Annotated in this window: 21 protein-coding genes; 9 read left to right on the forward strand and 12 right to left on the reverse strand. The window is 61.2% G+C overall.

Annotated features, from left to right (window positions below; genetic code table 11):
• Positions 1-319 precede the first annotated feature (319 nt).
• Both CXY72_RS07685 and CXY72_RS07690 read left to right on the forward strand, forming a co-directional pair.
• The gene (locus CXY72_RS07685) at positions 320-568 is read left to right on the forward strand and encodes a hypothetical protein (RefSeq protein WP_104127110.1); all 249 of its coding nucleotides are present in this window, start codon (positions 320-322) and stop codon (positions 566-568) included.
• Between the two features lie 263 nt (positions 569-831).
• Entirely contained in the window at positions 832-1,635 is an 804-nt protein-coding gene (locus CXY72_RS07690; protein WP_158252516.1) for a hypothetical protein, read from the forward strand.
• A gap of 681 nt (positions 1,636-2,316) precedes the next feature.
• On the opposite strand, the gene CXY72_RS07700 is transcribed toward CXY72_RS07690, so the two are convergent.
• Both CXY72_RS07700 and CXY72_RS07705 read right to left on the reverse strand, forming a co-directional pair.
• A complete protein-coding gene (locus CXY72_RS07700; RefSeq protein ID WP_104127113.1) occupies positions 2,317-3,210 on the reverse strand; it encodes an exonuclease domain-containing protein in 894 nt (297 codons plus the stop codon).
• A 1,102-nt stretch (positions 3,211-4,312) separates the two neighbouring features.
• Positions 4,313-5,200 (reverse strand): helix-turn-helix transcriptional regulator, encoded by an 888-nt coding sequence (locus CXY72_RS07705; protein ID WP_370446229.1) that lies wholly within the window; start codon positions 5,198-5,200, stop codon positions 4,313-4,315.
• A gap of 236 nt (positions 5,201-5,436) precedes the next feature.
• Between CXY72_RS07705 and CXY72_RS07710 the strand changes: the two genes are divergently transcribed.
• Positions 5,437-6,831, forward strand: coding sequence for an MFS transporter (locus CXY72_RS07710; RefSeq protein ID WP_370446236.1), 1,395 nt, complete (start codon positions 5,437-5,439; stop codon positions 6,829-6,831).
• 137 nt (positions 6,832-6,968) lie between these two features.
• Here CXY72_RS07710 and CXY72_RS07715 read toward each other — a convergent pair whose 3' ends face one another.
• The gene (locus CXY72_RS07715) at positions 6,969-7,925 is read right to left on the reverse strand and encodes an AraC family transcriptional regulator (RefSeq protein WP_104127192.1); all 957 of its coding nucleotides are present in this window, start codon (positions 7,923-7,925) and stop codon (positions 6,969-6,971) included.
• A gap of 235 nt (positions 7,926-8,160) precedes the next feature.
• On the opposite strand from CXY72_RS07715, the gene CXY72_RS07720 reads away from it, so the two are divergent.
• Entirely contained in the window at positions 8,161-8,649 is a 489-nt protein-coding gene (locus CXY72_RS07720; protein WP_158252517.1) for a DUF1772 domain-containing protein, read from the forward strand.
• A gap of 109 nt (positions 8,650-8,758) precedes the next feature.
• On the opposite strand, the gene CXY72_RS07725 is transcribed toward CXY72_RS07720, so the two are convergent.
• Both CXY72_RS07725 and CXY72_RS07730 read right to left on the reverse strand, forming a co-directional pair.
• Positions 8,759-10,108, reverse strand: coding sequence for an ABC transporter permease (locus tag CXY72_RS07725; protein ID WP_104127116.1), 1,350 nt, complete (start codon positions 10,106-10,108; stop codon positions 8,759-8,761).
• Positions 10,105-10,851: an ABC transporter ATP-binding protein gene (locus tag CXY72_RS07730; RefSeq protein ID WP_255409264.1), complete on the reverse strand. Its 747-nt coding sequence runs from the start codon at positions 10,849-10,851 to the stop codon at positions 10,105-10,107. Before CXY72_RS07730 ends, CXY72_RS07725 begins: the two co-directional genes overlap by 4 nt.
• A gap of 112 nt (positions 10,852-10,963) precedes the next feature.
• Between CXY72_RS07730 and CXY72_RS07735 the strand changes: the two genes are divergently transcribed.
• From CXY72_RS07735 to CXY72_RS07745, 3 genes are all read left to right on the forward strand, one after another.
• Complete coding sequence (locus CXY72_RS07735) at positions 10,964-12,235, forward strand: histidine kinase (RefSeq protein ID WP_104127118.1); 1,272 nt, start codon at positions 10,964-10,966, stop codon at positions 12,233-12,235.
• Positions 12,236-12,251: 16 nt separating this feature from the next.
• Positions 12,252-12,905, forward strand: a complete 654-nt coding sequence (locus CXY72_RS07740; protein WP_104127119.1) for a response regulator transcription factor — start codon at positions 12,252-12,254, stop codon at positions 12,903-12,905.
• A gap of 239 nt (positions 12,906-13,144) precedes the next feature.
• Entirely contained in the window at positions 13,145-14,659 is a 1,515-nt protein-coding gene (locus CXY72_RS07745) for an MFS transporter (protein ID WP_370446230.1), read from the forward strand.
• A 92-nt stretch (positions 14,660-14,751) separates the two neighbouring features.
• Here CXY72_RS07745 and CXY72_RS07750 read toward each other — a convergent pair whose 3' ends face one another.
• Positions 14,752-15,825, reverse strand: coding sequence for a LysR family transcriptional regulator (locus CXY72_RS07750; RefSeq protein ID WP_370446231.1), 1,074 nt, complete (start codon positions 15,823-15,825; stop codon positions 14,752-14,754).
• Here CXY72_RS07750 and mmsB point away from each other — a divergent pair.
• Positions 15,816-16,760 carry a 3-hydroxyisobutyrate dehydrogenase gene (mmsB, locus tag CXY72_RS07755; RefSeq protein WP_104127122.1) on the forward strand — a complete coding sequence of 315 codons (945 nt, stop codon included), beginning with the start codon at positions 15,816-15,818 and terminating at the stop codon, positions 16,758-16,760. The two genes, CXY72_RS07750 and mmsB, sit on opposite strands and share 10 nt — an antisense overlap.
• A 59-nt stretch (positions 16,761-16,819) precedes the next feature.
• Positions 16,820-18,304, forward strand: coding sequence for a CoA-acylating methylmalonate-semialdehyde dehydrogenase (locus tag CXY72_RS07760; RefSeq protein ID WP_104127193.1), 1,485 nt, complete (start codon positions 16,820-16,822; stop codon positions 18,302-18,304).
• 136 nt (positions 18,305-18,440) lie between these two features.
• On the opposite strand, the gene CXY72_RS07765 is transcribed toward CXY72_RS07760, so the two are convergent.
• From CXY72_RS07765 to CXY72_RS07785, 6 genes are all read right to left on the reverse strand, one after another.
• Positions 18,441-19,181 carry a DUF429 domain-containing protein gene (locus tag CXY72_RS07765; protein WP_104127123.1) on the reverse strand — a complete coding sequence of 247 codons (741 nt, stop codon included), beginning with the start codon at positions 19,179-19,181 and terminating at the stop codon, positions 18,441-18,443.
• Positions 19,182-19,276: 95 nt separating this feature from the next.
• Positions 19,277-20,686, reverse strand: coding sequence for a mycofactocin biosynthesis glycosyltransferase MftF (gene mftF / locus CXY72_RS07770; RefSeq protein ID WP_104127124.1), 1,410 nt, complete (start codon positions 20,684-20,686; stop codon positions 19,277-19,279).
• Complete coding sequence (gene mftE / locus CXY72_RS07775) at positions 20,683-21,441, reverse strand: mycofactocin biosynthesis peptidyl-dipeptidase MftE (RefSeq protein WP_104127125.1); 759 nt, start codon at positions 21,439-21,441, stop codon at positions 20,683-20,685. The genes mftF and mftE overlap by 4 nt, the downstream gene beginning before the upstream one ends.
• A 74-nt stretch (positions 21,442-21,515) precedes the next feature.
• On the reverse strand, positions 21,516-22,724 hold the full coding sequence (mftD, locus tag CXY72_RS07780; protein WP_104127126.1) for a pre-mycofactocin synthase MftD: 1,209 nt from the start codon (positions 22,722-22,724) through the stop codon (positions 21,516-21,518).
• 279 nt (positions 22,725-23,003) lie between these two features.
• Positions 23,004-23,186: a hypothetical protein gene (locus CXY72_RS19795; protein ID WP_199183987.1), complete on the reverse strand. Its 183-nt coding sequence runs from the start codon at positions 23,184-23,186 to the stop codon at positions 23,004-23,006.
• Positions 23,179-24,153, reverse strand: coding sequence for an alcohol dehydrogenase catalytic domain-containing protein (locus CXY72_RS07785; RefSeq protein WP_199183988.1), 975 nt, complete (start codon positions 24,151-24,153; stop codon positions 23,179-23,181). The genes CXY72_RS19795 and CXY72_RS07785 overlap by 8 nt, the downstream gene beginning before the upstream one ends.
• Positions 24,154-24,157 lie beyond the last annotated feature (4 nt).

Below are 24,157 nucleotides of genomic sequence, written 5' to 3' on the forward strand. Positions count from 1 at the left end.
CACCGTGCCGAACGCTTCAATACGGCCAGGTCTCGCGTCCACTCCGCTACCTCCCTGTCGTGCAGAGGAGTACTAAGCAGAAACGACTTTAGTGCAGAGGAGTACTGAAATACCAGTGCTCAACACTCGTCTGCACAACCCCGGAAACATGCGGCATCTCGTGCAGACGTGAACGGAAAACGACACTCCGGCAAGCTCGGCAATAGCTGGTGACACGCCTCATAACCATAGGGATCCGACACATCGCAGAGCGCTTGCTAGCACAAGCATGGCCTCTGTCATCATTGCGGGATGATTAGCAAGGACTCACAGCCCGACGATGGCAGCAACGATCGCCGTGATGATGCAGGTGCAGATTCGCCCGAATTCCCGCAACTTCCTATGCCGGGAATCGTCGGGCAGGCCAAGTCGAACCGTGCGAGTTGTGGCGGACTCGATGGCCAGGATTGACCTCTCGACGCTCTTCACGTCGGCGGGGCTGGCGGCGGCGATGGCGGACGAAAAAGTGCCCGGTTACTCACGCTGGACCGGATTTATGAAGGGATTCCGGCACCGCTGCGCCACGTAGCGATCACGGAACGCCGCTAAGGAGCGCCAAGAGTCACAGGAATGTGCTCAAACCTTAATGCCGGATCAACCGTGGTCTTGACGTCTCCGCCCAGATCCAGCACGCGAACGCCGGCGCCGCTGCAAATGTGCGGTACCCCCACTTTGGCCGGAGCGCTGCTATCCGAATGGGGCCCCCTTCTGCGTTGATACGATCAATCAGGATCGCTGCTCCAGACGAAGCAGCGAATTGCCTGATTTTGACTATCGAGGGGGCGCGCCGGAGTGTCCGAGCGCGAGCACAACATGGGGATTACAAATATGACAGTGAAATTCGCCGTGACGGCATTGGCCGCAGCCACAGTTCTTCTGCTTTCGAGCTGCTCCGCCGAGACGGGCAGCAACGGCGGCTCCGATGGCGAGCCACAGCGCGGCGTGTTTGAGTTTCAAGCGAACGTCTACGGCTCTGACGGGGAATTGACCGTCCGTATTCCTGCGGCCTTGGTCAAGGCTGCAGGAAACGATGCAGAGGGGCTGCTCGTCGGCCAGATCACTGCGCAGGCCCGTGAACTGGATTCGTCGAAGTACTGCGCCGTTGACCTCGCGATCGACTACCGCGGTGACGGCCTGGATGAGCTCGCCAAGCCTTCGATGTCGCAGAAGGAGTATGACGAAAGTCACGAATCTGCGTTGAAGGGTGTCCTAAATTACAATTTCGGCGTCAGCACCATGGAGGAAGCCAAAGCGCAGAACCCACCTGAGCAAGTTGACGAGATCGTGGACAACTACTTTTACGGGAGCTCTTACAAGGCCACCCCCGCATGGGGGCAACTCAATGTCGCTCCCGAGGCCGATCTCGACGTGTCAGACCCGCAGCCCGGTGAGTACATCTCGGACGATTCCAAGGTCCTGACTTTCGTGCAGCAGTGCGCCACCTCGCCAAACGACGACGAGACAGCGGACGCGTTCAGTTTCCCCGTCCAGACCGACGGCGAGATCAACGTCATGAAGAACGGGACCCTGGGCATCACCGAAGCTGTAGTCTCTGACTATCAGCGCGACTCGAACGGTGACTGGATCGGCGGCTAAGGCTGCTCATCTGACGCCGCGCTTCACGTCGCAACAAGTTCCGCCTTCCCCGGTGCCCACCGACGCAGTTCTGAGTTCACATACTTTTGGGCTTGGTACCCAACATGGGAACGTGAGCCTCGCCCGCTGAAAGCCAACACATCGCCACACCAGCCTCTCGGAACGAACGGACACCCGAGGAGAATGAGGAATCAAGACGCCGCGATCCCGCAAGAATCGCAAGCCCGGCATCATTGTTGAGCACGGCGAAGTCGTCGAGGCGTACCACTTCGACGCGTCCACAATGCAGGAAGTCCTATCCCCGTTCGACAACGTCGAGGTGATCTCCCCGACCGAGCTGACGCTCGACAGCACCGCATCCTGGGGCCCTTTGAGCGACTACGCGGATTCGTTCACCTGCGAGAAGGATTGGGGCAGACTGACAAATGCTTGGCCAGGCGATAACGGCGGTGCGGTAGGTGATGGCGAGCTTCCCGTAGCGGGTGGCGACATTGCTGCTCCCCGCGACATGACGGCTCAACCAGAGTGTCTCGTAGCCTGATTGTCTCGAAACCTATGGGTTGCGAGATGCCGAGGAGTGGCCAGTCGAACCAGACGGAGATTCTCGATGACCGTCAAGAGTGCCACGAGGTCCGAGATGTGGATGCCTGAGGTCAAGCTGAAGGCACAGTGCTGTCTCGCTTAGAAAGTCAAGATTTCCATGAAAGTTTGCTCCGTGACTATCTCGATCGGTTGGCCTCCAGCGGCAAGTTCTTGCGCCCGCTGAATCTTTGAACTCAGCGTCGCACCGGGGCGGAGCGTGGCTGGGTCAAAGCCTCCCATAACAACAAGGGATGTTTTCTTTGTGACGTTTCCGGAGACAGCGGCTCCGAATGAGGCAACTATTGTCTGCGCTTCTGAGCGAGTGAAGCTATCCAGATCGCCGGAAAAGCAGACAACCTCGCCGAAGAGAGGATGCTCAGGATCCGCCACGGAGCTCGGCTGTGGAAGGTCGGCCTTCTTTTGGTAGGTGCGAGTGCGAGGTCTGTTGTTCCGCTTACGGGCCGGAACTGAGGCCCACAACTCTTCGATCGTTTCCACAGCCAGCTGCTGGGCTAGACGCAGCGTGATTTGGGCGCACGCGAGTGAATCAGCGCCCGCCTCATGATGGTCAAAGACCGGTAGCCCAAAGTGTTGGATGACGAGGAGTAGCTTGTTACTGGGAAGCTGGCAGTGATGCCGAACGAGGGCCAATGCATCGAGGAAATCGAAATTCGAAGGCGGTGTACCGGTGAGGCTATTGGCCGCGTTGTAGACGCCCTTATCGAACGGGCTGTAAGCAATGAGCGGATTGCCCTTAGTGACCTGGCTAATGCGCTGCACCGTTTCCTGCCAAGACGGAGCCCCCACGACCTGATCTGGGCCGATGCCATGCAAATAAGTGTTCGTAAAGTTTGGACCCGTGGGTGGATTCACAAACCATGACTCGGTCCGAGTGATCCGACCGTCAACGACTTGCGTAAGCCCCACCGCACACACAGATGCCCGATCGAAGTTTGCGGTTTCAAAGTCGATGGCGACAAAGTTCAAAGGCATAGCCGCAGTCTAGGGTTCCCGGCCAGTCATGGTTTTTGAGATCAATAGGTCAGGGACGGCCAGGACAAACTCGGCGCGGCCCGATCCCGAGGCATAGAGCGGTTGGCGGCGTTCTTAGCCCTAGTCCGCCCCTAGTGGCCCTTTGGACCCCCCCCCAAGGTGTTCGACGATCAATTCCTAATTGACATCACCATCATTATCGGGTCGTCTATTCACCTTCGCGGCTATTGGGCGAGCTATCCAAAGTTTAGATATAGGCTTTTTTGCTAGTGCCGTGGATGCCATCGCGCACGAATAACTGGTAACCCTGAATTGTCCCACGGTGCGTGGGACAGCGCTTCAGTTGGCCTATGGGTGTGAGCCTTGTGGCTCATAACCATGTACCTCGCGATTGGTTTCGTTGCCGCGAATTTCACCACACTAGGGCGTCGATCAACCTTCGGCTGTTGGACATGAGCCGAGGCCGAAGTGACACTCAAAGTGTTCATTTCTGAAACCCCGCAGAAACCCCGCATTAACCCCGCAGATTGAAATCCGCCGGGGCTTTAGAGTGTGATCACCGACCCAGTGTTTTACTGGGATCAGTGACTGTATGAGGCTTCCGTGACCCCGCTGAGGCTGGTTCACGATAATCGTGGTGTCGCGGGTTCAATTCCCGGTCCCGCTACACATAAAGGCCCTCTGACCTGGGAATCTAACGGTCAGAGGGTCTTTCTTTTTGCCCGAATGGTGGCCGACTCCGCTCTAGGTTTGAGCGTCTGGTCACGACCGCGACTTTATCGGCCCTGCGTTATCCGTTCCTCAGGGGGTCCGCCCATAAAACGGTGGGCGGCGGTGGGGGCCGAAGTTTTCAACGTGAGTCGTCGCGACGCGCTGACCGCTGCGGGGTTCTTGGCTTTACGGGCCGGCGGCAAGTCGTGAGCAATGATCATCACGGATTTCTTTCGCCCGCTCATCGTTCTGCTTGCGGGTATGTCGGAATGGGGCGATTGGCGTCAGATTGCCGCGGTCCTCATCCTCAGGGGAAACGAATCGTGCCGAATTGTGGATGCAGCATGCAGGGTGTGAAAGGTCCGCGGTTCGCCTCCGGCCCGACCGTTCGCTAGATCCGTGACGGAACGTGTCGCGCAACAGGGATCTCGTTTGCAGCCGATAAGAGTTCCAGCGCTGCGGCATCGGTTGAGCCGGGTTCGGCAGCGTGCGTCATCATTCGGTGTCCTCTGGTGCCGGGGAGGTGGAGGACCTCGAAACTGAGGTCGAAGTCCCCAACCTCCGGGTGGTGGAAACGCTTGACACCGCTCACGCACTGTTGCACCGGGTGCCTTGTCCACATCGCAGCGAAGTCGGGGCTCTTGAGCGTGAGTTCGCCGATGAGCTGGGTCAGTTCGGCGTCGTCCTGGTAATGTGCCGCGATGAACCGCAAGGATGCCACGGCGAGGAAAGCCTCGTCACGCCAGTTGCGATAGAGGTCTTTGGTGTGGGGGTCGAGGAAGAGCATTCGGGTGAGGTTGGGTCGATCACATGGCCGGCTGGGCGCGTCAAAGTCGGTGTGCCCGGCGACGAGCAGATGCCCGAGCGGGTTCCAGGCCAGAACTTCGTTCCTTCGGCCCATGATCACGGTCGGCACATTGGCCATGGCGTTCAGCAGACGTATCGTGCCAGGAGTTGCGTGGTCGGGTTTTCCCGGCGTGCGGCGCTTGGCTTTGGCGGGTCGCGCCAAGTCGTGCAGGTGCACTTTCTCATCGTCATTCAGGTTCAATGCCCGCCCGATCGAGTCGATGACGGATTCGGATGCGTTCGTCGATTGGCCCTGCTCCAACCGTGTGTAGTAGGTGGCCGACACGCCGGCGAGTTGAGCGAGTTCCTCGCGCCTGAGGCCGGGCACCCGACGTGCACCGTAGGAGGTGATCCCGGCCTCCTCGGGGGTGAGTTGTGCGCGTCGAGCTCGAAGGAACTCGCCGAGTTCTTCTATGTGGTTCATGCCAGCCATGGTTACATTCTCGACTGTCTGAGCCCATCAAGCCTGTCCCTGACAGTGCTAGGCACCGTGGGGGTCGGATGACGCGGGTCTGGTTGATGCGCGCACGGTGGCCCACTGTGACATTGTGCCGGTTTTGCCGGCGCCCACGAATTGTTCCCTCTACCGAAAGGACGGGCATGTCCAGCACCGTTCAATCCGCCGACCACGCCGTCAACCGTGCGGGCCCCGCCGGGGATGCCACGAGCTTGACGGGGCGGCAACGCCTAGCCCTGTTCGTCTTGCTCACGGCCAGTTTCACCCTTGCCGTGGATTTCTCGATCCTGAACGTGGCGTTGCCGACCATCGGCGCCGACATTGGACTCAGCCTCGATCATTCGCAGTGGATCGCGACCTCGTTTGCCCTGTGCGCGGCAGGGTTCACCCTGTTCTTCGGGCGGATCGCTGATCTGTTCGGTCGTCGTCGCCTCTTCCTGATCGGCATGGCCCTGCTGGGCGTTTCCTCTCTTGTCGGCGGTTTTGCACAGGAACCGGTGGTGATGATCGTCGCCCGGGTGGCCCAGGGGCTCGCGACGGCGATAGTTGTACCAGCGGCACTATCCCTTTTGACGACTTTGTTTTCCGAGGGACCGCAGCGAAACACGGCACTCGGCCTTAATGGCGCTTTGATGGCGGCAGGGTTCACGACCGGAGCTATTCTCGGCGGTGTCCTCACCGACCTGCTCAGCTGGCGGTGGGCATTCTTCATCAACGTTGTTGTCGCGGTTATGGTCCTCGTGATCGCGCCCGTCGTCCTGAAGGAAAGCCGCCCCATCGAACGGCCTAAGCTTGACTTCGCCGGCGCTGCCACCGTGACTCTCGGGCTTCTCGCTCTGGTCTACGGGCTGACCACGGCGGGCGAAACTTCATGGGGAAACCCATTGGCCTGGGGGGCGATCCTGGCGGGCTTTGTGTTTCTCATTGCCTTCTGGCAGATCGAGAAGTGGGTGGCGCATCCGTTGGTACCGGTCGCTATTCTCAAACGAAAAACTGTCGGGTGGGGCAACATCGCCGGGCTCCTGGCCTTCGCTACCGAAACCTCCCTGGTGTTCCTACTGACCGTGTATTTGCAGGAAGTACTCGGCTACTCGCCTCTTGCCGCTGGACTCTCCTTCGCCGTGCTCGGAGCGGGAACCGTATTTGGCGGACTCATCGGCCCGAAAGTCATTGGCACACTCGGATCACACCGTGCAATCGTCGCCGGGTTCCTGCTCCAGGCAGCTGCCACGATTCCGCTCATGTTCCTCGGCCCCGACTCCATCTGGCTTCTTCTCCTACTCGTCGCCACCTTCATCGGGGGTGTCGCCAACCTGGTCGCGATCGTCGGATACGTGGTCACCTCCACCTCCGGCCTGCCCGATACGGAACAGGGCCTGGCGACCGGCCTGGTCACGATGAGTCAGCAGATCGGAATCACGATGGGAATCCCAGTCATGTCCGCCATCGTGACCGCACGGATGAATGCTCTCGGCGACACCGGACCCGCCGGAGTCCTCGGCGGTGTCACAGCCGCCATCGGCGTGAACGCAGTGCTGTGCGTGCTGACCGCCGCAGCCATCGCGCTGTTTCTTCGCCTCACCAATTCAGACACGGTTAACGCATGAACAAGCCCACCGTCCTCGTCATCGGACCGCACGCAGACACGCTCAAGCAGCACGATGACGAGGTTGACCTCGACCTCTCACAACTTCGAACGGCTATCCCTCAATGAGACAAAACGTGCCTTCCCGTTTCGCTTTGATCAGCCGGTTTGCGTGGGCAGAGGAGGTCGTCGGTGGCGGCGATATTCGGTGGGGCTTACGCCGTGGAGTCGTTTGAAAGCGGTGCTGAGGGCGAAGGGACTGCCGTAGCCCACTTGTTGGGCGATGTCTGCGGTTGTCAGACGATGGTCTGAAAGCAACTCGCCAGCCAGGAGCATCCGCCAGTTGGTGAGGTAGGTCATCGGAGGTTCGCCCACTGCCGCACGAAAACGGTGCGCGAGTGTTGCTCGCGAAACGGTTAGCTGTTGGGCGAGCGATTCGATGGTCCAGGACGCGCCGGGTGAATCGTGCAGGAGCTTCAGGGCATCGGTCACGAGACGGTCACGACCCGCTGCGAGCCACCCGGAGGCGGATTCAGGGTGTTCGCGCGCCCAGCCGCGCAGCGCGTGCACGAGCAGGACGTCGAGGAGCCGGTCGACTACGCCGCCCTGTCCGGGTGCGTCAACGGAGATTTCGTCGCGGAGGAGGCGCACTAACGCCTCGTCGACGTGTCCCGCGGGGATAACCGCGACGACAGGCAGTGCCGCAGCTACTACCGAGCCGATCTGAGCGTCGGATTCATACGTACCGATCAGCATGGTCGTAGCCCCCGTGGGCGAGTTGCCCCAGGTGCGCACCCCTTGCGCCATGCTGATGCTGACGTGGTCGCCGCCCTGAGTCGTACAGACCTGTCCGGGGTGAATGACAACAAGCCCTTCGCGTTCGGGGTCGTCGGCAAGACGATACGGTTCCGGTCCGCGCACGATGCCGATATCCTTAGGCTTCAGGCGAACCCGTACCCGCTCGGTGACCAGAGACGCTTCGCCGGACAGCATCGCTATAAGAGTTAGTGGGGCACGATCTTGAACATCGATCGACCACGGCGGATCCATCACAACGCGCAACGCAAACGCCCGCTGCGCGTGCGGGCCGCTGAGGAGATGAGTGAGTGCGTCCACACCCCCACAGTAGACGATCACGAATGTAATCAACTTATTCAGCTATTCAACATCTACTCACCAACGTGTTGGCTTTGGATATGACGAATTCACCAGTTCTTGTTCTCGGCGGTACCGGCCGCGCCGGCTTGTCCTGCTGCCGGCCCGGTGCAACGAGGCCGCTTGGTGCTTTCAGCCGGAGACCGCGGCGCGTTACCGCAACGGGCCTGTGGGCCGAGGTATCAGCGGCTCACTCGTGACGGAACTGTTCGGAACCGCCGTGACGGCGGCAGCGGCGGTTGGGGCCGGTATCACCGGAGGGGTCTACTTCACGTTCACCACAATCGTGTTTCCGGCCCTGCGACTGCGTTCGGCCCCTGAGGCTGTGGCCGTGATGCAACGGGTCAACGAAAAAGCCGTCCGTGCCCCCTTCATGATCGTCTTCTTCGGGGGCGCCCTGGCCGCGTGCGCGGCAGCCGTCACCGCTCTGCTTCAGGACGCTGGCGCCGGAATGGTCCCCGTTCGCGTCATCGGCGCAGGCCTGACAGTGGCGTCCTTCATCACGACAATATTGTTCAACGTGCCGCGGAACAACGCGCTGGCCCGGATCAGGCCATCCAATGGGGACTCCGCTGACGCGTGGCGATCTTTCGACGCAGGTTGGAGTCGTGCGAACACGACTCGAGCCACGCTGGCGATCCTCGGTTCGGCGTTTCTCGCCTCGTCGCTGGTCTCACGCTTCTAGCTCGAGCGCAAACCCTCATGACGGCAGCATTGGGCGGACGGTCACGATGGAAATTGCCGATCCGGTTGAGCAAATACGAACGATTGAGGCACGACGAGTGCCGGGGTCTTTATTCGGAGCTGAGAGTGCGCATGACGTCTTTTCTCAGACCGACAATGGTCGGACCCAGCGTGGCGAGCAGGATGAGCGCGCATCCGATGCCCGCGATGATGAGGCCGGGCATGGCGTCGATTGTGGTGGTGGTACCAGGAACGGCAGTGGACAGGCCCGCGGCGATGATGACGCCGCCAGCGACGATGATGACAAGGGCGAGAATCACGGCGGTAATGACGTAGATGACGGCTTCAAGCGCGGCCGTGAAGATAATCGTGCGGTGGGTGGCCCCGGATGCTTGGAGGAGTGCAAGTTCTTGACCGCGCGTGCGACTACTCATGAAGACCACGATGGCTGCAGCAACCGCCGCGAGTAGGAGGGGACCACCGAGAAGGAGAGCAACCTCGTTAGCGTGCAAAGCCGCGCTTCCTCCGGTTCCTTGAATTCGAAACGCGTCGTTAAGTGTGGCGGCCGCGGTGTAGAGACCAGCCGAGAGGCTGATGCCTGCCAACAGTGGCGTGATAGCCGCCGTGCTGTACGCGAGACGGTAGCGAGCCTGATGTCGCGCGAGGAACCATGCCGACGAGACCCGGGCCGGCAGCACCGCTGTCCACGCCATCAACACTGCGGGATACAGCAGCGGAGCGATCGCAACGATGAAAATGGTGAGCACCGGAGTGATCAGCGGAATTCGTGAGCCACTTTGATTGAGCGTCGCGCCGAAAAGGCTCGACGACAGTGCGTAGGCGGCGGTCGCAGCCGCGATGACGAAGATCCAGCGAAACCAACGCATGCGCCCACGCCGCGGCTCGGCGTCACGAAGAATTTCCAATGGTGGTGTGAACGCTGCTCGCCGAGCAGCCCGCCAACCGCCGAGAAGCGCGACCCCGCACACACCGAGCACGCTGCTGAGAACGGTGACGCCCCCGAAGTGAACGTGCACACCCCCGAGACCGGGTACGGTGCCGAAACCGAGCGCGAAGAGCGGATCAGCTGCTGGCCTGGCCACAGCTACCCCGAGCGCGGCTCCGAGGAGGGACACGATCAGCAGCTGCAGTAGGACAATGATCCCAACGGTGCGGGGTCTTGCGCCGATCAGCTGCCAGAGAGCGTAGGACCGTTGCTGCAGGGTCACCGTCAACGTGGCGACACTGCTGAGTACAGCAAGGGCACTGACTCCGCTGAACATCAGGATCGTCGCGGCGGCGCCGGAGAGGATGCCCTGAAATTTTCCGCCCAGTTCGGCACCGGTATCAACAATCGATGCTCCGATGGCGAGTACGAATCCGGCAGCGACCGCCAGAATGAACACACCGACCCACGCCCGCCATTGCGAGCGCAGTTCGGAGAAGATGAGCAGCATCATCGTTCACCTACCGTTCGGGCGTTCCGCACTGCGTCGAGGACAGCGCCTGCTGTGGGCGAGACCAGTTCTCGATGGATGGTTCCGTCGCGCATCACCAGGACTCGATCGGCCAACGCTGCTGCCTCCAGATCGTGCGTGACCATCACCAGCGCCGAGGTGGGGGTCGTGGTTTGTCGGAGCAAACGAAGCGCCTCGGCACCATTTGCGGTGTCGAGCGATCCGGTCGGTTCGTCGGCAAACACAATGTCTGGCTGCGATGCCAGAACGCGGGCGATCGCGATTCGTTGTTGCTGACCCCCGGAAAGTTCACCTGGCCGTTTTCGTGCGTGAGCGCTCATCCCGACATCGGACAAGGCCCGCTCGACGCCAAGATGATTGGGGCCGCGCTTGCCTAAACGCGCCGGCAGCGAGACGTTCTGCCTAGCAGAGAGAGACGGGATCAGATTGAATGATGGAAACACGAAGCCGATATGGTCGCGGCGGAGGGTCGCGACCTGAGAACGTGTCTGCTTCGAGAGATCATGACCCATCACGGATAGGGCTCCCGATGTCGGGCTTTCCAGGCCCGATAAGCAGTAGAGAAGTGTGGATTTACCCGATCCACTCGGCCCCACGATGCTCACCATCTCGCCGGGCATCACGGCCATGGATATTCCTTGGAGAACCGGCGCCGGCTGATCGCTTCTCGTCAGTGGCGGAAACGTTTTGTAGAGGTTATGGGTTTCAAGCAGCGGTATAGGCACAAACCCATTCCATCGTGGGCACTCTTACGGCGCAGTCACGCAGGCACCCCGAATGACGGTAGTGCTGGCACTACTGAACATCGTTGTTGCACGGTGCCCCTAGCCTGAAACTATGAACATAACGGTTTGGCGCGCGATCGGAGCCAAACCGTGGCGATTCGGGTTTTCCCGCTGGCCATGGCTCACCTTGTTCTACCTGTTCTCTAGCGCGATGCTCGGGCTGGTCTTGTTGCCGGTGATTACGATGACGTTCGTGTTCATCCCATTGTGGGGGCTGGCCGTGGGAGCGCTGGAACGGCGACGGGTGAAACTGCTGGGCTTCGCCCGAATTGAAAACGCCCATGTTCGGGTCGGCGCCGATGAGCGCCACAACTGGCTGAACATCCGGATGACCGAAGCTGCAACCTGGCGCGACGTCGGAGGCCTCTTCGCTACCCTCCTCATGGGGTGGCTCGGGCTGGCGCTACTCGTCGTCGAAGCGGTCGTCCTCGCCGCGATCGTCGCGATCGTCGCCTCCGCTACGCACGGCCCTTTTCGAATGAACCTCTCCGCAGACGTGAGCGTCGAGATGATGCCGTCAGACATTTGGAAGGCCTGCGCAGCAGGACTTATCGCGCTTGCCGTTGCCGCCTACGTCAATGCCATACTGGTGGCCGGCCAGGCATCGCTGAGCCGCTTCCTCCTCTCACCCCGGCAAGCAGAACTTGAGCGTTACATCGAACGTCTCACCAGGTCCAGGGTTTCGTTAGTGGAAGCGTTCGAGCAGGAACGACGCAGGATCGAACGTGACCTGCACGACGGTGTTCAGCAGGAGCTCGTGGCCTTGTCGGTGCGGCTCGGGCTTGCCGAAATCGACCTCGAGCACGCCGCGCGATCTGGTGCGAACGTTCAAGAAGCCCGCCAAGCCGTTGCCGGAGCCCACGACCATACCGAACATGCTTTACGCAGTCTGCGGGCCACTGTGCGCGGCATTCACCCGGCGGTCCTCACCGACCACGGACTAGCCGCAGCACTCCAGGAACTCGCTGGCCGCGCCGGATTGCCAATTGAAATCGACGCCACGTTGGTTCAAAGAGCATCCGCCGCCTCAGAAGGATGTGCGTACTTCACGGTCAGCGAGGCGATCACGAATGCGGTCAAACACTCCTCCGCGACAGCAATTCACATAGCCGCGCAGACCACCGCCCAAGAACTCATCGTGACCGTGACCGACAATGGTCACGGTGGTGCTGACGAGACGCTGGGAACAGGTATCCGCGGGTTGAAAGAGCGCGCGGAAACGCTCGGCGGAGCACTAAACATTGACAGCCCTCCTGGCGGTCCGACGATGCTCCGACTGCGCCTGCCCGCGACTACCACCCTGACCGCGATCGCCGCGGGCTGACGAGAACAAGGTCCCCATGCGCATCATCCTGGCGGAAGACTCCACACTGCTACGAGAAAGCCTGACCAGTCTGCTCGAGAAACTGGGACACACCGTCATCGCTACCGCAACCGATGCACCAGGACTTGTCGACGCCGTTGCACTCGCGGCGCACGAAAACCGCTTGCCCGACCTAGTGATCACCGATGTGCGGATGCCACCGAACAACCAGGATGACGGCTTGCGTGCGGCTCTTCAGATCCGTCGATCACACGGAACGGTGCCGATCCTCGTTCTTTCGCAATACGTCGCCGATGCATATGCTGCTCAGCTTCTCTCTGAAAACGATGGGGCGGTCGGCTATCTTCTCAAAGACCGGATCGGCCGAATCTCCGATTTCTCCCGCGCCCTCGAAACGGTCGCGGCCGGCGGAACAATCATCGACCCGGAAATGGTGCGTCATCTCCTCGCCAGAAAGACCGGAAGTCCGATCGATTCCCTGACCCCACGTGAACGGGAAGTTCTTACCCTCATGGCAGAAGGATTAGCAAACCAAGCCATCGCCAGCCAACTCGTTGTCAGTGCAGCCGCCGTCGCTAAACACATCGGAAACATTTTCACGAAACTCGATCTGACGCCCGACGAGGGCCACCGCCGCGTCAAAGCCGTGCTGCTCTATTTCAGTACCTGATCAGGCAGTTCTGGTGCGCGCTCTCCCGTGTTTCACGGATCTCACGGATCTCACGGCTAATGCCCGAACGATCTAAGAGTGAGCGGCTGCCCTCGCACGGCTCGGGATCACAGCTGGCACCGCCTGCAGAGGAACGGCGGTAATACTCGTCGGTGGGCGACGTTGTGTCAGTGGCGTCCCGCTTGACCTCTCGCAAAATTCAGCGAGCAGCGTTGTGCATTGGTGCAGATGGTCTCTGCATGAATCGACGTTGTGTGATGTCGACGGCACGGCAATACTTTCAATGGTTCATCGATGGTTTTGTCGTCGCATTTATAAAGTTGGATGCGCTATTCCACGCAGTGTCAGAGTTGACACCGAAGGAGATTGAATTGAGCACGCAAGTTCCCGCAAGCCAGAGTGGTACAGAGAAAAAACCGACAGGATTGAAGAAAGTGGTGGCGGCCTCAATGGCCGGCACCATCGTTGAATGGTATGAATTCTTTCTGTATGGCTCGCTGGCGACTTTGGTGTTTGGCCAAGTGTTCTTTCCCAATGCCGGCTCGCAACTTGACGGGATCCTCGCGGCCTTTCTGACCTACGCCGTCGGCTTTCTCGCGCGTCCAATCGGCGGAATCGTCTTTGGCCACTTTGGTGACAAGTTTGGGCGCAAGCGATTGCTCCAGGTTGCCATTGTTTTGGTCGGCGTATCCTCATTCTTAATGGGATGCTTGCCAACGTTTGATCAAGTTGGCTATTGGGCGCCGGCGCTTTTGGTGTTCTTGCGATTCGCTCAGGGCTTTGCGGTTGGCGGCGAATGGGGTGGCGCCGTATTGCTGGTAGCCGAGCACAGTCCCAACAAATCCCGTGGCTTCTGGGCCAGCTGGCCGCAGGCAGCCGTTCCGGGAGGAAACTTGCTGGCCACCGTTGTTCTCCTGGGGCTTTCTGCGACCCTGCCCGAGGAAGCATTCCTCAGTTGGGGCTGGCGGGTTGCATTTTGGCTCTCAGCGGTAATCGTCATTGTCGGGTACTACATTCGCACGAAGGTTCAGGATGCCCCGATCTTCGAAGAATCACGTCTGAAGGCTGAAGCTGCACCCACGCCGGGCTACGGCGCCATTGAAGTATTTCGACGCTACCCGCGCGGTGTCTTCACCGCCATGGGACTGCGATTTGCGGAAAACGTGCTGTATTACCTCGTTGTCACCTTCTCGATCACGTACCTGGTGGTGGTGGTGAAGATGGACACAGCCAAGATCTTGTTGCTGATGCTCATCGCGCATGCAATCGAGTTCTGTCTTATTCCGCTGGTCGGGAAACTCTCCGACGCGGTTGGCCGGAAACCCGTCTACTTGACGGGCGCGGTGTTGGGCTCGACTTGGGGATTCTTTGCCTTCCCCATGATGGAGACCGCGGATGAACTGATCATTATGATCGCCGTCACGATCGGCCTTGTGTTCCACGCACTGATGTATGCCGGGCAGCCCTCAATCATGTCGGAAATGTTTCCCACCCGGATGCGGTATTCCGGTGTTTCACTCGGGTACCAGGTCACGTCGATCGTGGCTGGTTCGCTCGCCCCGATTATCGCCACCGCTTTGCTGCGGGGCACCGGGTCATCGGTGCCGATTGCCGTTTATCTGTTGGTTGCCTGTGCGGTGACGGTGGTCGCTGTGGTGTCCATGAAAGAAACGAAAGGGATCTCGCTTCACGATGTCGATGCAGCTGACCTAGAAAAAACGGCGGCCCTGCGCGAACGCACCGACGCACGGTAAAGCGTCAGATAGGCGAGCCCGGGGTTGCGGACAAACTGATCTGCTGCAGGCAGATCAGTAAAACCACAGACCGGGTGGGGCCGCCGTACCAGTTAGGCCGCCAGTTCGTTCCGGCGTTCGGAGATCTCCTGCTGGATGGCCTCAATTGCTGCCTTTACGGCCATGGACCGAAGCGACTCGGCGCGAGCGGCAGCCCAAATTGGCAGCTCTCGGCGAAAAGAATCCGGTAACACGGGGACAAATTCCGGCCGCCCCCACACCATGAAAGACGGCAGTAAGCCGATGCCGCTGTGGCGTCGCACGGCTTCGACCTGGGCGAAGATACTGGTGGATTGAAAGCTCGCGGCTGGATTTGGTAACTGTGACGAGCGATGCCCCAGCTCGGCGACCTGGAGGGATGACTCGACATAGGACACAAAGTTGTGGTCTTTGATTTCATCAATAGTCTGTGGAGTTCCTTTCATGGCGAGGTATTCGGGGCTGGCATACAGTCGGATGAAATAGTTCGTCAAAAAGATCGTCTGTGCTCTACTCGCGTCGATTGGGCCGACCACGACTTCCAGGTCGACGCCGGAGCGGTTCTGGTTGATCTTTCTCGTCGCGCTGAGCATCTCTACATTCAGCTTGGGATGTTGCTGTTGAAGCTTGACCAAGGCGGGGGTGACAAAAGCTGCGCCGAAGCCGTCGGGCGTGCTGATGCGTACGAGTCCGAAAAGCGGATCCGCGTCATGCGCCAGTGTTGAAGTGAGAGCGCCCAGGCTGGTCTCGATAATCTCCGCTGCACGGACTGCCTGGTTTCCGAGCTCGGTGAGTTCCCATCCGTGCGGGCTTCGCTCGAGGGTACGCCCACCCAGCCGCTTGTCCAGCGCCAGAATCCGTCGGGAAATGGTGGTGTGGGTGGTTTCCAGCGCCTCGGCCACGGCGGTGAATCGCCCCAGGCGCGCCACGGTGAGCAAGATCAGCAGGTCATCCGGGCTCGGGAACCGCTTGAAATCAACCATCACGCGCCGGCTTTCTGCCAATGGGCACATCGGCGTATTTGTGCATGAATGCACAGGGTGTCTGTATTTTTTTATCTTGATTGCACCGTAACACGGTGTGAAGGTGATTATAAAGAACGTGTGTTCTCGCTGGAAAAGAGCAAAGGAGCTTGCGAATGGCTGCAATTGGATGGATCGGTCTGGGCAATATGGGTGGCCCGATGACGGCGAACCTGGTGAAGGCCGGGCACGAAGTGCGCGGCTTCGACCTGAATCCGCAGGCGCTTGCGACCGCGGCGGCCAATGGCCTCACACCGGCAAGCAGCATCGCGGATGCTGTCTCTGGCGCCGAGGTCGTCTTCACCATGCTGCCCAAAGGTGAGCACGCCATTGCCGTGTATCTGGGTGAAGGCGGCGTGCTGGCCTCGGTGAGTCCCGGCACCCTTCTTATCGATTCCTCCACCATTGACGTCGAATCCGCGCAGAGGCTTCACGATGCGGCAGCCGAGGCTGGATTGCGTTTTGTCGACGCTCCCGTTTCCGGCGGGATCAGCGGTGCTCAGGCTGGAACATTGACGTTCATGATTGGCGGGGAACCCGACGCCGTCTCTGCTGCCAGCACGTTCATCGAGCCGATGTCTGCCAACATCATTCCGACCGGCGGCGCTACCACAGGCCAGGCCGCGAAGATCTGCAACAATCTCATGCTGTTCATCAATCTCGCGGGGGCCGCTGAAGGTGCCGTTCTGGCCGATCGTCTCGGTCTCGACAAGCAGGTGTTCTGGGATATTGCGTCGGTTTCTTCCGGTGACAGTTGGGCCCTGCGCACCTGGTATCCCATTGCCGGAGTCGTGGCATCCTCCGCCGCCAACACTGCTTTTGCACCGACGTTCACGACGGAGCTGGCCAATAAAGATATCGGGCTGGCTATCGCTGCCGCGCGGGCAACGAATACACCACTGGAGATTGGGGAGCACGTGCAGCAATTGTTCCAGCGCGTTCTCGATGCTGAACAGGGCCGTAAAGACTGTTCCATAATCGTCAAGCTCGTCGACGGAACCCTGGCGCCTGACTCGGAACCGGAACAGATTCCGGCGCTAGCCCAAGCGCAGGTCAGCTGATGACAACGGTCGTGACCTCAACCACTGACCCGCGTTCCGCAGGTACAGAGAGCACTCCCATGCAGCGAATTCCGCACTACATCAATGGTCGAAAGATCACCGACGCCGAGCGTTTCGCCCCCGTCTACAATCCCGCCACCGGAGAGCAAAACAAAGAGGTCGCTTTGGCTTCAACATCCCGGGTCGAGGAAGCTATCGGGGCCGCCAGTGCGGCGCTGCCGGGGTGGCGGGCCACCAGCCTGGCCAAACGCACCAACATCTTTTTCAAGGTTCGCGAGCTCCTCAGCGAGCGCAAGTCGGAGCTGGCGACCATTCTCACCAGCGAACACGGCAAGGTGCTCTCTGATGCGGAGGGCGAGATTACCCGAGGCCTGGAGAATATCGAGTTCGCCACCGGACTCTCCCACATGCTCAAGGGGGAGCACTCAGAGCAGGTGTCGACTGGCGTCGATGTTCACTCGGTGCGGCAGCCGGTTGGCGTCGTGGCCTGCGTTACTCCGTTTAATTTTCCAGCCATGGTGCCGCTTTGGATGATTGGCAGTGCGCTGGCCTGCGGCAATACCGTTCTGCTCAAGCCCAGCGAGAAAGACCCGTCTACGGCCATCTTCATTGCCGAGATTTTCTCCGAGGCCGGGCTCCCCGACGGCGTGCTGAACGTTGTCCAGGGCGACAAGGAAGCTGTGGATGCGCTGTTGGACCACCCGCAGGTGAAGGCCATCAGCTTCGTCGGATCCACGCCTGTTGCCAAGTCCATCTATAAGCGGGCCGCCGAAAACGGCAAGCGCGTGCAGGCGCTGGGCGGCGCGAAGAACCACATGGTGGTACTCCCGGATGCTGATCTGAATATGGCTGCAGATGCGGCCGTGTCGGCGGCGTACGGCTCAGCGGGGGAGCGCTGCATGGCGGTCAGTGTGCTCGTGGCCGTTGGCGGTATTGCTGATGAACTCGTCGATGCCATCAAGCAGCGGATGGTCGGACTGACGATCGGCGCTGGGACGGATGCTGCTTCAGAGATGGGCCCGCTGATCACCGCTGCGCACCGCGACAAGGTTGCCTCGTATGTTGCCGGAGCAGCGGATGAAGGTGCCACCGTTGTTGTGGACGGTCGCCAGCAGCAGTTTGATTCAGATGGCTTCTTCATCGGCGTCAGCCTGATCGACCACGTGAAGCCAGGCATGAAGGTATACGACGACGAAATCTTCGGCCCCGTACTGTCAGTCGTCCGCGTCGACACCTTTGAAGAAGCCATTCAGCTGACCAACGAGAACGAGTTCGGCAACGGGGCAGCCATCTTCACGCGCGACGGAGGCGCCGCGCGGCAATTCGAATTTGAGATTGAGGCGGGAATGGTCGGGGTCAACCTGCCCATACCGGTGCCGGTCGGGTCGTTCTCCTTCGGCGGCTGGAAGTCATCACTGTTCGGTGATACCCACATGTACGGACCGGACAGCATTCGTTTCTACACCCGTAACAAGGTGGTGACCACCCGTTGGCCCGACCCGTCGACGAGTGAGATCAACCTCGGGTTTCCGCAAGTCAGCTGATCTCCAGTCTCAGCGGTAAACCATCAAATACTCCGGGATCGCGGCATCCGTGCCGTGGTCCCGGAGCGAGCAGACCAGATTAGGAACCGTAAACGACGGCGCAGCAGAGTGGGGGAACGAAGAAACACTCTCACGACTACCGGAGTAGATCGGCCAGAGAGCCGGACGGGAGCAAGATCCAGCCTTCCCGCCGGGCGCGATCAAGCATGGATGGTTCAGGTGGCTCGTAGAATCCCAGGGCGGCGCTGCGGGCGGCGAGTGCGGCGATCACGGCGTCGAAGGCATCCGTTGAGGTGATCATCTGTGGCGCGAACGGGCCGAGATCGAGCCAGGGCGCGGCATCCTGAATGCGTTGGAGAAGCTGCTTTCGGATGGTGGGCTCCGTTCGGTACCCCGTTGTAGAGAAACCCCACAGTCGCAGCGATGCTCCCGGGTAGGTTTCTGCGACGACTCCGGAACCCGACCTGTCGACGATGATGCCGGTCTCGGAGATCCTGGCCAGCAGCCCGGCGCACCGCATGGCGGTGAGTCCGAGCCGGTCGGTGGACACGCTGAGCGGCCATCGTCCGGTTCTTTTTCGTACGTCACGATCGGTCTCGCGGTAGGCCAGAGTGCGGCGCCAGTCCATGCCGCCGTCGACTCCTGCCCGGCTTTGATCCCCGCTGGAGTGCGCGACCACAAAGTGCACGAACTCGTCCGGCCAACCGAACGCGCAGTCGATGCCGAGTTTCTCAACGGTGCCCGCTGTGCGGGCGATGATGTTGTCAGCGACACCGAGCTGCAGCTCGCACAGTGATGCTCGGCCGTCGACCCAGTCGATGACGGCCAGGGCGGTGCCTTTGGGCTCGGCAGCGAGATCCACCCCGGCAGTGCGCATGCCTCAGTTTAGACGGGGTGGACGCCCGGGGGGATAGCGCCGCGCACGTGTCGGTGGCCCGTGCGGTGATACTGCTCCCATGCTGGATCGGATGACTAGCGACGTCCGCGAATGTCGGGGCGAAGCGCCGCCGTTGAGCGCCCGCGAAGCGCGCCGAGCCAGAGGCCTGCCCCGTAGGCGAGGTCGTCGGCTCGGCGTGCGATCCCGAAGCGCACGACGTCGAGTTGCGGTTTCGTGCGTCGGTAGTCCAGGACGACGTCGAGAATGGCGGCGGCGATCGTTGCCCGGCGTACCCGACGGGAGACGATGCTGCCGAGCACCGCGAGTGGCCACCAGTGCCGCGTGAGGAGGGCCATCGTCTGCGAAACCGATGCGGCAACGCCGGTGGCCGTCAGCTCGATACCGATACGCAGCGGATGCTCGTGACGGGATAGCTTGCGCGAGATGTGCACTGCGGCAACGGCTGAAATTCCGAGGGCGAGGGGCACCGACCAGGCCCGCTGGGCGAGCAACGCCACCATGACGCTGACGCTCCAGGGCGCGAGGATCGCGGGGGCGATGTTGCCGGGATGTCGGAGTGCCAATGCGTGGCCGCCCGTGCCGTAGAACGCTTTCCGTTTAGCCCAGTCAGACAACGTGACTCGGTGTTCGTGGGCGCCTGTCGCGGCCGGTTCGTAGCGCACCCTCCACCCCCGTTCGACGAGTGTCCACACGAGGTCGACGTCTTCGCCGACTCGCATACCGTCGGTGAACCCGGCGCCGAGGGCTTCGACCCGGGCCACGACGAAAGCCGTTGACACCCACGACACCCGCGCGCGCGGGCGCACCGTGGCGGGAGTCGGTCCGAGGTCGAGCGATGACCGTGCGTCCTCGTAACGAGAGATCCAGTTGACTCGGGTCGACAACTGGAGTCCGATCACTCGCGGGGCGATGAGGGCAACCCTCGGATCACCGAAGTGTCGGAGCAATGTTGCCACAGCCCCGTCGGTGACGACCATGTCGTTGTCGACGAACACCACAAAGGTCGTGTGCACCAAGCGCAGTCCAGCATTGCGGGCCCCAGCCGGACCCAGATTCTCGGGCAGGGCGATGAAACGGGCTCCGGCGGCGGCGGCGATCCGTTTTGCCTCACTGGAATCGGGTGAAGCGTCATCGACCACGATGACTGATTTATGTGGCCCGATACTCGTGAGAAGGCGATCAAGGGATTGCGGCCGGCCATAGGTTGGAATCACATACGTGACATCGCTCTCATCCGCTGCCGGAAGCGTGTCGAGTACCGGATCGGCCATTCCAATTTCGAGCAGCTTGTCCACGAGGGCGCCCGAGCCGGCACGGTCGACGGCCAAGCGGCGCCCGGCGAACATGCTGGCGGCGGCCCGGGAAAGATAGATTGCGCGGGTCGGGGAGCCTCCGACCAAGGATCGGCCGTGGTCCCGGACCGTGACCGTGCGATTGAGCTCGACCGTGAAACCGGGTGGGAGCACAGCAGCGGGCGGCTTCATGTTGTATCTTCCGTGGCGGACGGTGCCGGTGCTGTGCTCCGAGCGAGGTCGCGGAGGCATCCGCGCGGGTCGATGGACTCGCCGAGGATCCGGCGCTGCACACCCTCGCACATCTCGGACATGAACGCAGCGCCGGTTGTGGCGGTGGCCCCGGTCGGGTCGCCCAGGATCCCGGTTGGCGATACCGCCCGCACGCCCTCTGCCTTGAGCCGGCCCAAAAGGGCAGGCATCGGCGTCGTTGCGCCAGGCACCACCGATGCCAGGTCGACCAACTCGGCGTCGAGATGCAGCAGGATCGATGTCTCGGTGATTCCGGCATGGGCATCTCCCCGGGCAACCGTGCAGGGAGCCCAGGCGACAGCGTGACCCTCGTCCCGGAGCAGGGAAACGGATGCGGTGAGCGCAGCAAGGTTTCCGCCATGGCCGTTGACGAGCACAATGCGACCGGCCCAGGTCGACAGGGAGCGCACCAGCTCGATAATGACCATCGTGAGCGCTTCGGTGCCGATCGACATGGTTCCCGGAAATTCCTGGTGCTCACCGCTCGCCCCGTAGGGGAGGGCGGGGGCGACGACGACGCAATGCCCCCTGATCGTCAGATCAGTGGCGACGTGCTGCGCCACCGCCGAGGCGATTATGGTGTCAGTGGAGAACGGCAGATGTGGTCCGTGCTGCTCCGTCGACCCGAGGGGCACGAGCACGACTGGGGTAGGCGACAGCGCTGGCCAGGTGCTGTAGGCCAATTCATCGTGCATGGTTCCCCCTCGTTCGACTTTTAGTCTGGCCCCTAACAATATTGTGCGCCGTCGTTGAGCGACGCTGGGCGTGATTAGCGCCGGGATGAAGCGTCGACGTTGCTCAGTGTCGCGCCGAGGGTGCGCGAGAACGTCGGCGGGATGTAGAAGTCTGCGGGTGATAGCTCGTGGATTGAATTATGCCCGAGGCCGAGCACCGCAGAGTCCAGTCCACCCCGTAGAATATTGAGTACGTTCTCGACTCCGGCCTGTCCGTTTGCAGCGAGGCCCCATAGGTAAGCGCGGCCGATCATGACCGCGCGTGCACCGAGTGCGAGGGCCTTGGCAACGTCGCTGCCTCGACGGATGCCGCCGTCGAGCACGATTTCCACATCGCCGTTCACCGCCTCGGCCACCGAGGCGAGCATGCGGATCGTTGCCGGTGTTCCGTCGAGGTTGTTGCCGCCGTGATTGGACACGGAGATGGCGCTCACGCCTGCATCGACGGCTCGGCGGGCATCGTCGATGCGGGTGACGCCCTTGAGCATGAAGGGTCCTCCCCAGGTTTCGCGCATCCAGGCCACATCCTCCCAGGAGGGAGGCGGCGTCTGCATCCACTCGTAGTAGGCGCCGAAGAAGGTCGGTGCAGTGCCGCCGGGGGGAGTGAGATTGGGGGCGGTGAGGTCGGGGATACGACCGGACTTCGCGAAACGCAGCAGCCATTGTGGGTGGGGGAGCACGTTGGGCGCGAAGTTGATCATTGTTTTCAGGCTCATCTTCTCCGGAATCTGCGGGCTGCCCCAGTCCCGGCCGTTGGAGAACGACCAATCGAGGGTGGCGATGAGTCCCTTGGCTCCGGCGGCCCGCGCCCGGTCCATCCGCTGCACCATCGATTCCCTTGAGCCAGACCAGTACATTTGGAAAAGCGTGTTCGGGTTGGCAGCAACTACGTCTTCAACAGGTTTGCTGGCGAACGAACTCAGGCCCATGATGGTGCCGCGATTAGCGGATGCCCGGGCAACAGCCACTTCACCGTCGGGGTGCACAGCCTGAACACCTGTGGGAGAGATGATGACCGGCAAAGAAATGGGTATGCCCATCACGGTTGTCGTGAGGTCGCGCACCGCCTGATGCCCGGCGACATGCGGTGAGAAGCCCAGTTCACCAAACGCTGCCATGTTGTCGTCGATGGTCAGCCCACGCTCGGAACCGGCAACGAGAGCCCCATACACGGACGAGGGAAGGGCTTTCTTGGCTCGTCGCTGTGCCTCGGCTACGGTTTCAAACCATGCATTTTTCGCCATGGCAATTCCTGCTTTCTTGTTGTCGTTCAGGTTCTACAAGGTGGCCGCGAACCCTACCAATGTCACGGTGGACATGCATGAGATGGGCGGTTCCGAGCCCGGTTGTCGCGAGCTGACGGACCGCTGATTTCACCTCTCCCCTTAGCGCATTTTCGTGAACAAATCGTGCTCAGGGGAGAAGCGGATGCCGTGCAGGGGGTGGCATCCGCTCCTCCTCACTATCTGTTCGAACTACTTGATGACGGCGCTGGCGCTGCGCTGGCCTGCGCTTCGGTGCGGCTAGACCCCGACGGTCACCGCTTCGTGCGCGACCGCGGGCGACTCCGCAGCAACCGGTGAGAGGAGGATGACGCCTCGAATGTTCTTCCCGTCCCGCATATCCTGGTACGCGTCATTGATCTGGTCGAGCGTGTACCGGTTCGTGACGAGTTCGTCGAGCTTGAGCTTGCCCTGCTTATACAAGCCGAGCAGCGTCGGGATGGCGTAACGCGGAGACCAGGAGCCGTAGAGCGCACCCTGGATGCGCTTCTGGTTCATGACCAGGCTGAACAGGTCCGTCGGGATGCCGACCTCGCCGAGTGGTGACATCGACGTGACGACGACGATTCCACCCTTTCGGATGGCATCCGTCGCCGTGCAGCACGCCCGGAGTGCAGATCGCGGCGTCTGCGCCCTGCCCGTTTGTGATGCTGCGCACAAAGTCGATAGCGGCCTGCGCCTCGGCGAAGACCTCCGTCGCTCCGAACTCGGGTGCTTTCTCCCGTTTGAACGGTGCCGGGTCGACCACGACGATGTGCGAAGCACCGGCTGCGGCCGCGCCCTGGACGGCGTTCATGCCGATGCCGCCCACACCGAAAATGATCACCACGTCACCGTTGTGAATGTCGGCCGAGTTCACGGCCGAGCCGTACCCGGTCGGCACACCGCAGGCGACCAGTGCGGCGACGTCCAGGGGGATGTCGGGATCGATCTTGACGATGGATGCCTCGTCGAAGACCTGCCACTCGGCGAACGTTCCCAATGCGGCCATCGTGGCGAGATCTTCACCGTTGGAGTGCATGCGGTAGCCGCCGGAGGGCTGGTTCCCGATCAGGGTATTCGCGCCGAAGTCGCAGAGGTTCTGCAGCCCCATCGCGCACCACCGGCACTTTCCGCAGGAGGGGATGAACGACGTGACGATGTGATCGCCCACCGCGTAGTCCGTGACCTGGCTGCCGATGGCGCGGATGATGCCAGCACCTTCGTGTCCGCCGACAATAGGAAGGTTGATCGGCATGTCTCCGCTCGCGGCATGGTCGTCGCTGTGGCACAACCCGGTGGCGACCAGTTGTACCAGCACTTCGGTGGGACCCGGATCATCCAGATCCACCTCTTCGATCTGCCACTGGCCTGGTTGTTCACGAAGTATGGCTGCATGGGTTTTCATCATGTTC

The organism is Cryobacterium sp. Y57, from assembly GCF_002929505.1.
Classification (GTDB): domain Bacteria; phylum Actinomycetota; class Actinomycetes; order Actinomycetales; family Microbacteriaceae; genus Cryobacterium.

What these genes read in the sequence shown, in the direction of transcription:
- mftE (WP_104127125.1), bottom strand. Translation starts at nt 21,441, where the DNA reads ATGCACGATGAATTGGCCTACAGCACCTGGCCAGCGCTGTCGCCTACC.
- CXY72_RS07785 (WP_199183988.1), bottom strand. Translation starts at nt 24,153, where the DNA reads ATGATGAAAACCCATGCAGCCATACTTCGTGAACAACCAGGCCAGTGG.
- mftF (WP_104127124.1), bottom strand. Translation starts at nt 20,686, where the DNA reads ATGAAGCCGCCCGCTGCTGTGCTCCCACCCGGTTTCACGGTCGAGCTC.
- CXY72_RS07760 (WP_104127193.1), top strand. Translation starts at nt 16,820, where the DNA reads ATGCAGCGAATTCCGCACTACATCAATGGTCGAAAGATCACCGACGCC.
- mmsB (WP_104127122.1), top strand. Translation starts at nt 15,816, where the DNA reads ATGGCTGCAATTGGATGGATCGGTCTGGGCAATATGGGTGGCCCGATG.
- CXY72_RS07725 (WP_104127116.1), bottom strand. Translation starts at nt 10,108, where the DNA reads ATGATGCTGCTCATCTTCTCCGAACTGCGCTCGCAATGGCGGGCGTGG.
- CXY72_RS07745 (WP_370446230.1), top strand. Translation starts at nt 13,145, where the DNA reads ATGAATCGACGTTGTGTGATGTCGACGGCACGGCAATACTTTCAATGG.
- CXY72_RS07740 (WP_104127119.1), top strand. Translation starts at nt 12,252, where the DNA reads ATGCGCATCATCCTGGCGGAAGACTCCACACTGCTACGAGAAAGCCTG.
- CXY72_RS07700 (WP_104127113.1), bottom strand. Translation starts at nt 3,210, where the DNA reads ATGCCTTTGAACTTTGTCGCCATCGACTTTGAAACCGCAAACTTCGAT.
- CXY72_RS07765 (WP_104127123.1), bottom strand. Translation starts at nt 19,181, where the DNA reads ATGCGCACTGCCGGGGTGGATCTCGCTGCCGAGCCCAAAGGCACCGCC.
- CXY72_RS07735 (WP_104127118.1), top strand. Translation starts at nt 10,964, where the DNA reads ATGAACATAACGGTTTGGCGCGCGATCGGAGCCAAACCGTGGCGATTC.
- mftD (WP_104127126.1), bottom strand. Translation starts at nt 22,724, where the DNA reads ATGGCGAAAAATGCATGGTTTGAAACCGTAGCCGAGGCACAGCGACGA.
- CXY72_RS07705 (WP_370446229.1), bottom strand. Translation starts at nt 5,200, where the DNA reads ATGGCTGGCATGAACCACATAGAAGAACTCGGCGAGTTCCTTCGAGCT.
- CXY72_RS07685 (WP_104127110.1), top strand. Translation starts at nt 320, where the DNA reads ATGGCAGCAACGATCGCCGTGATGATGCAGGTGCAGATTCGCCCGAAT.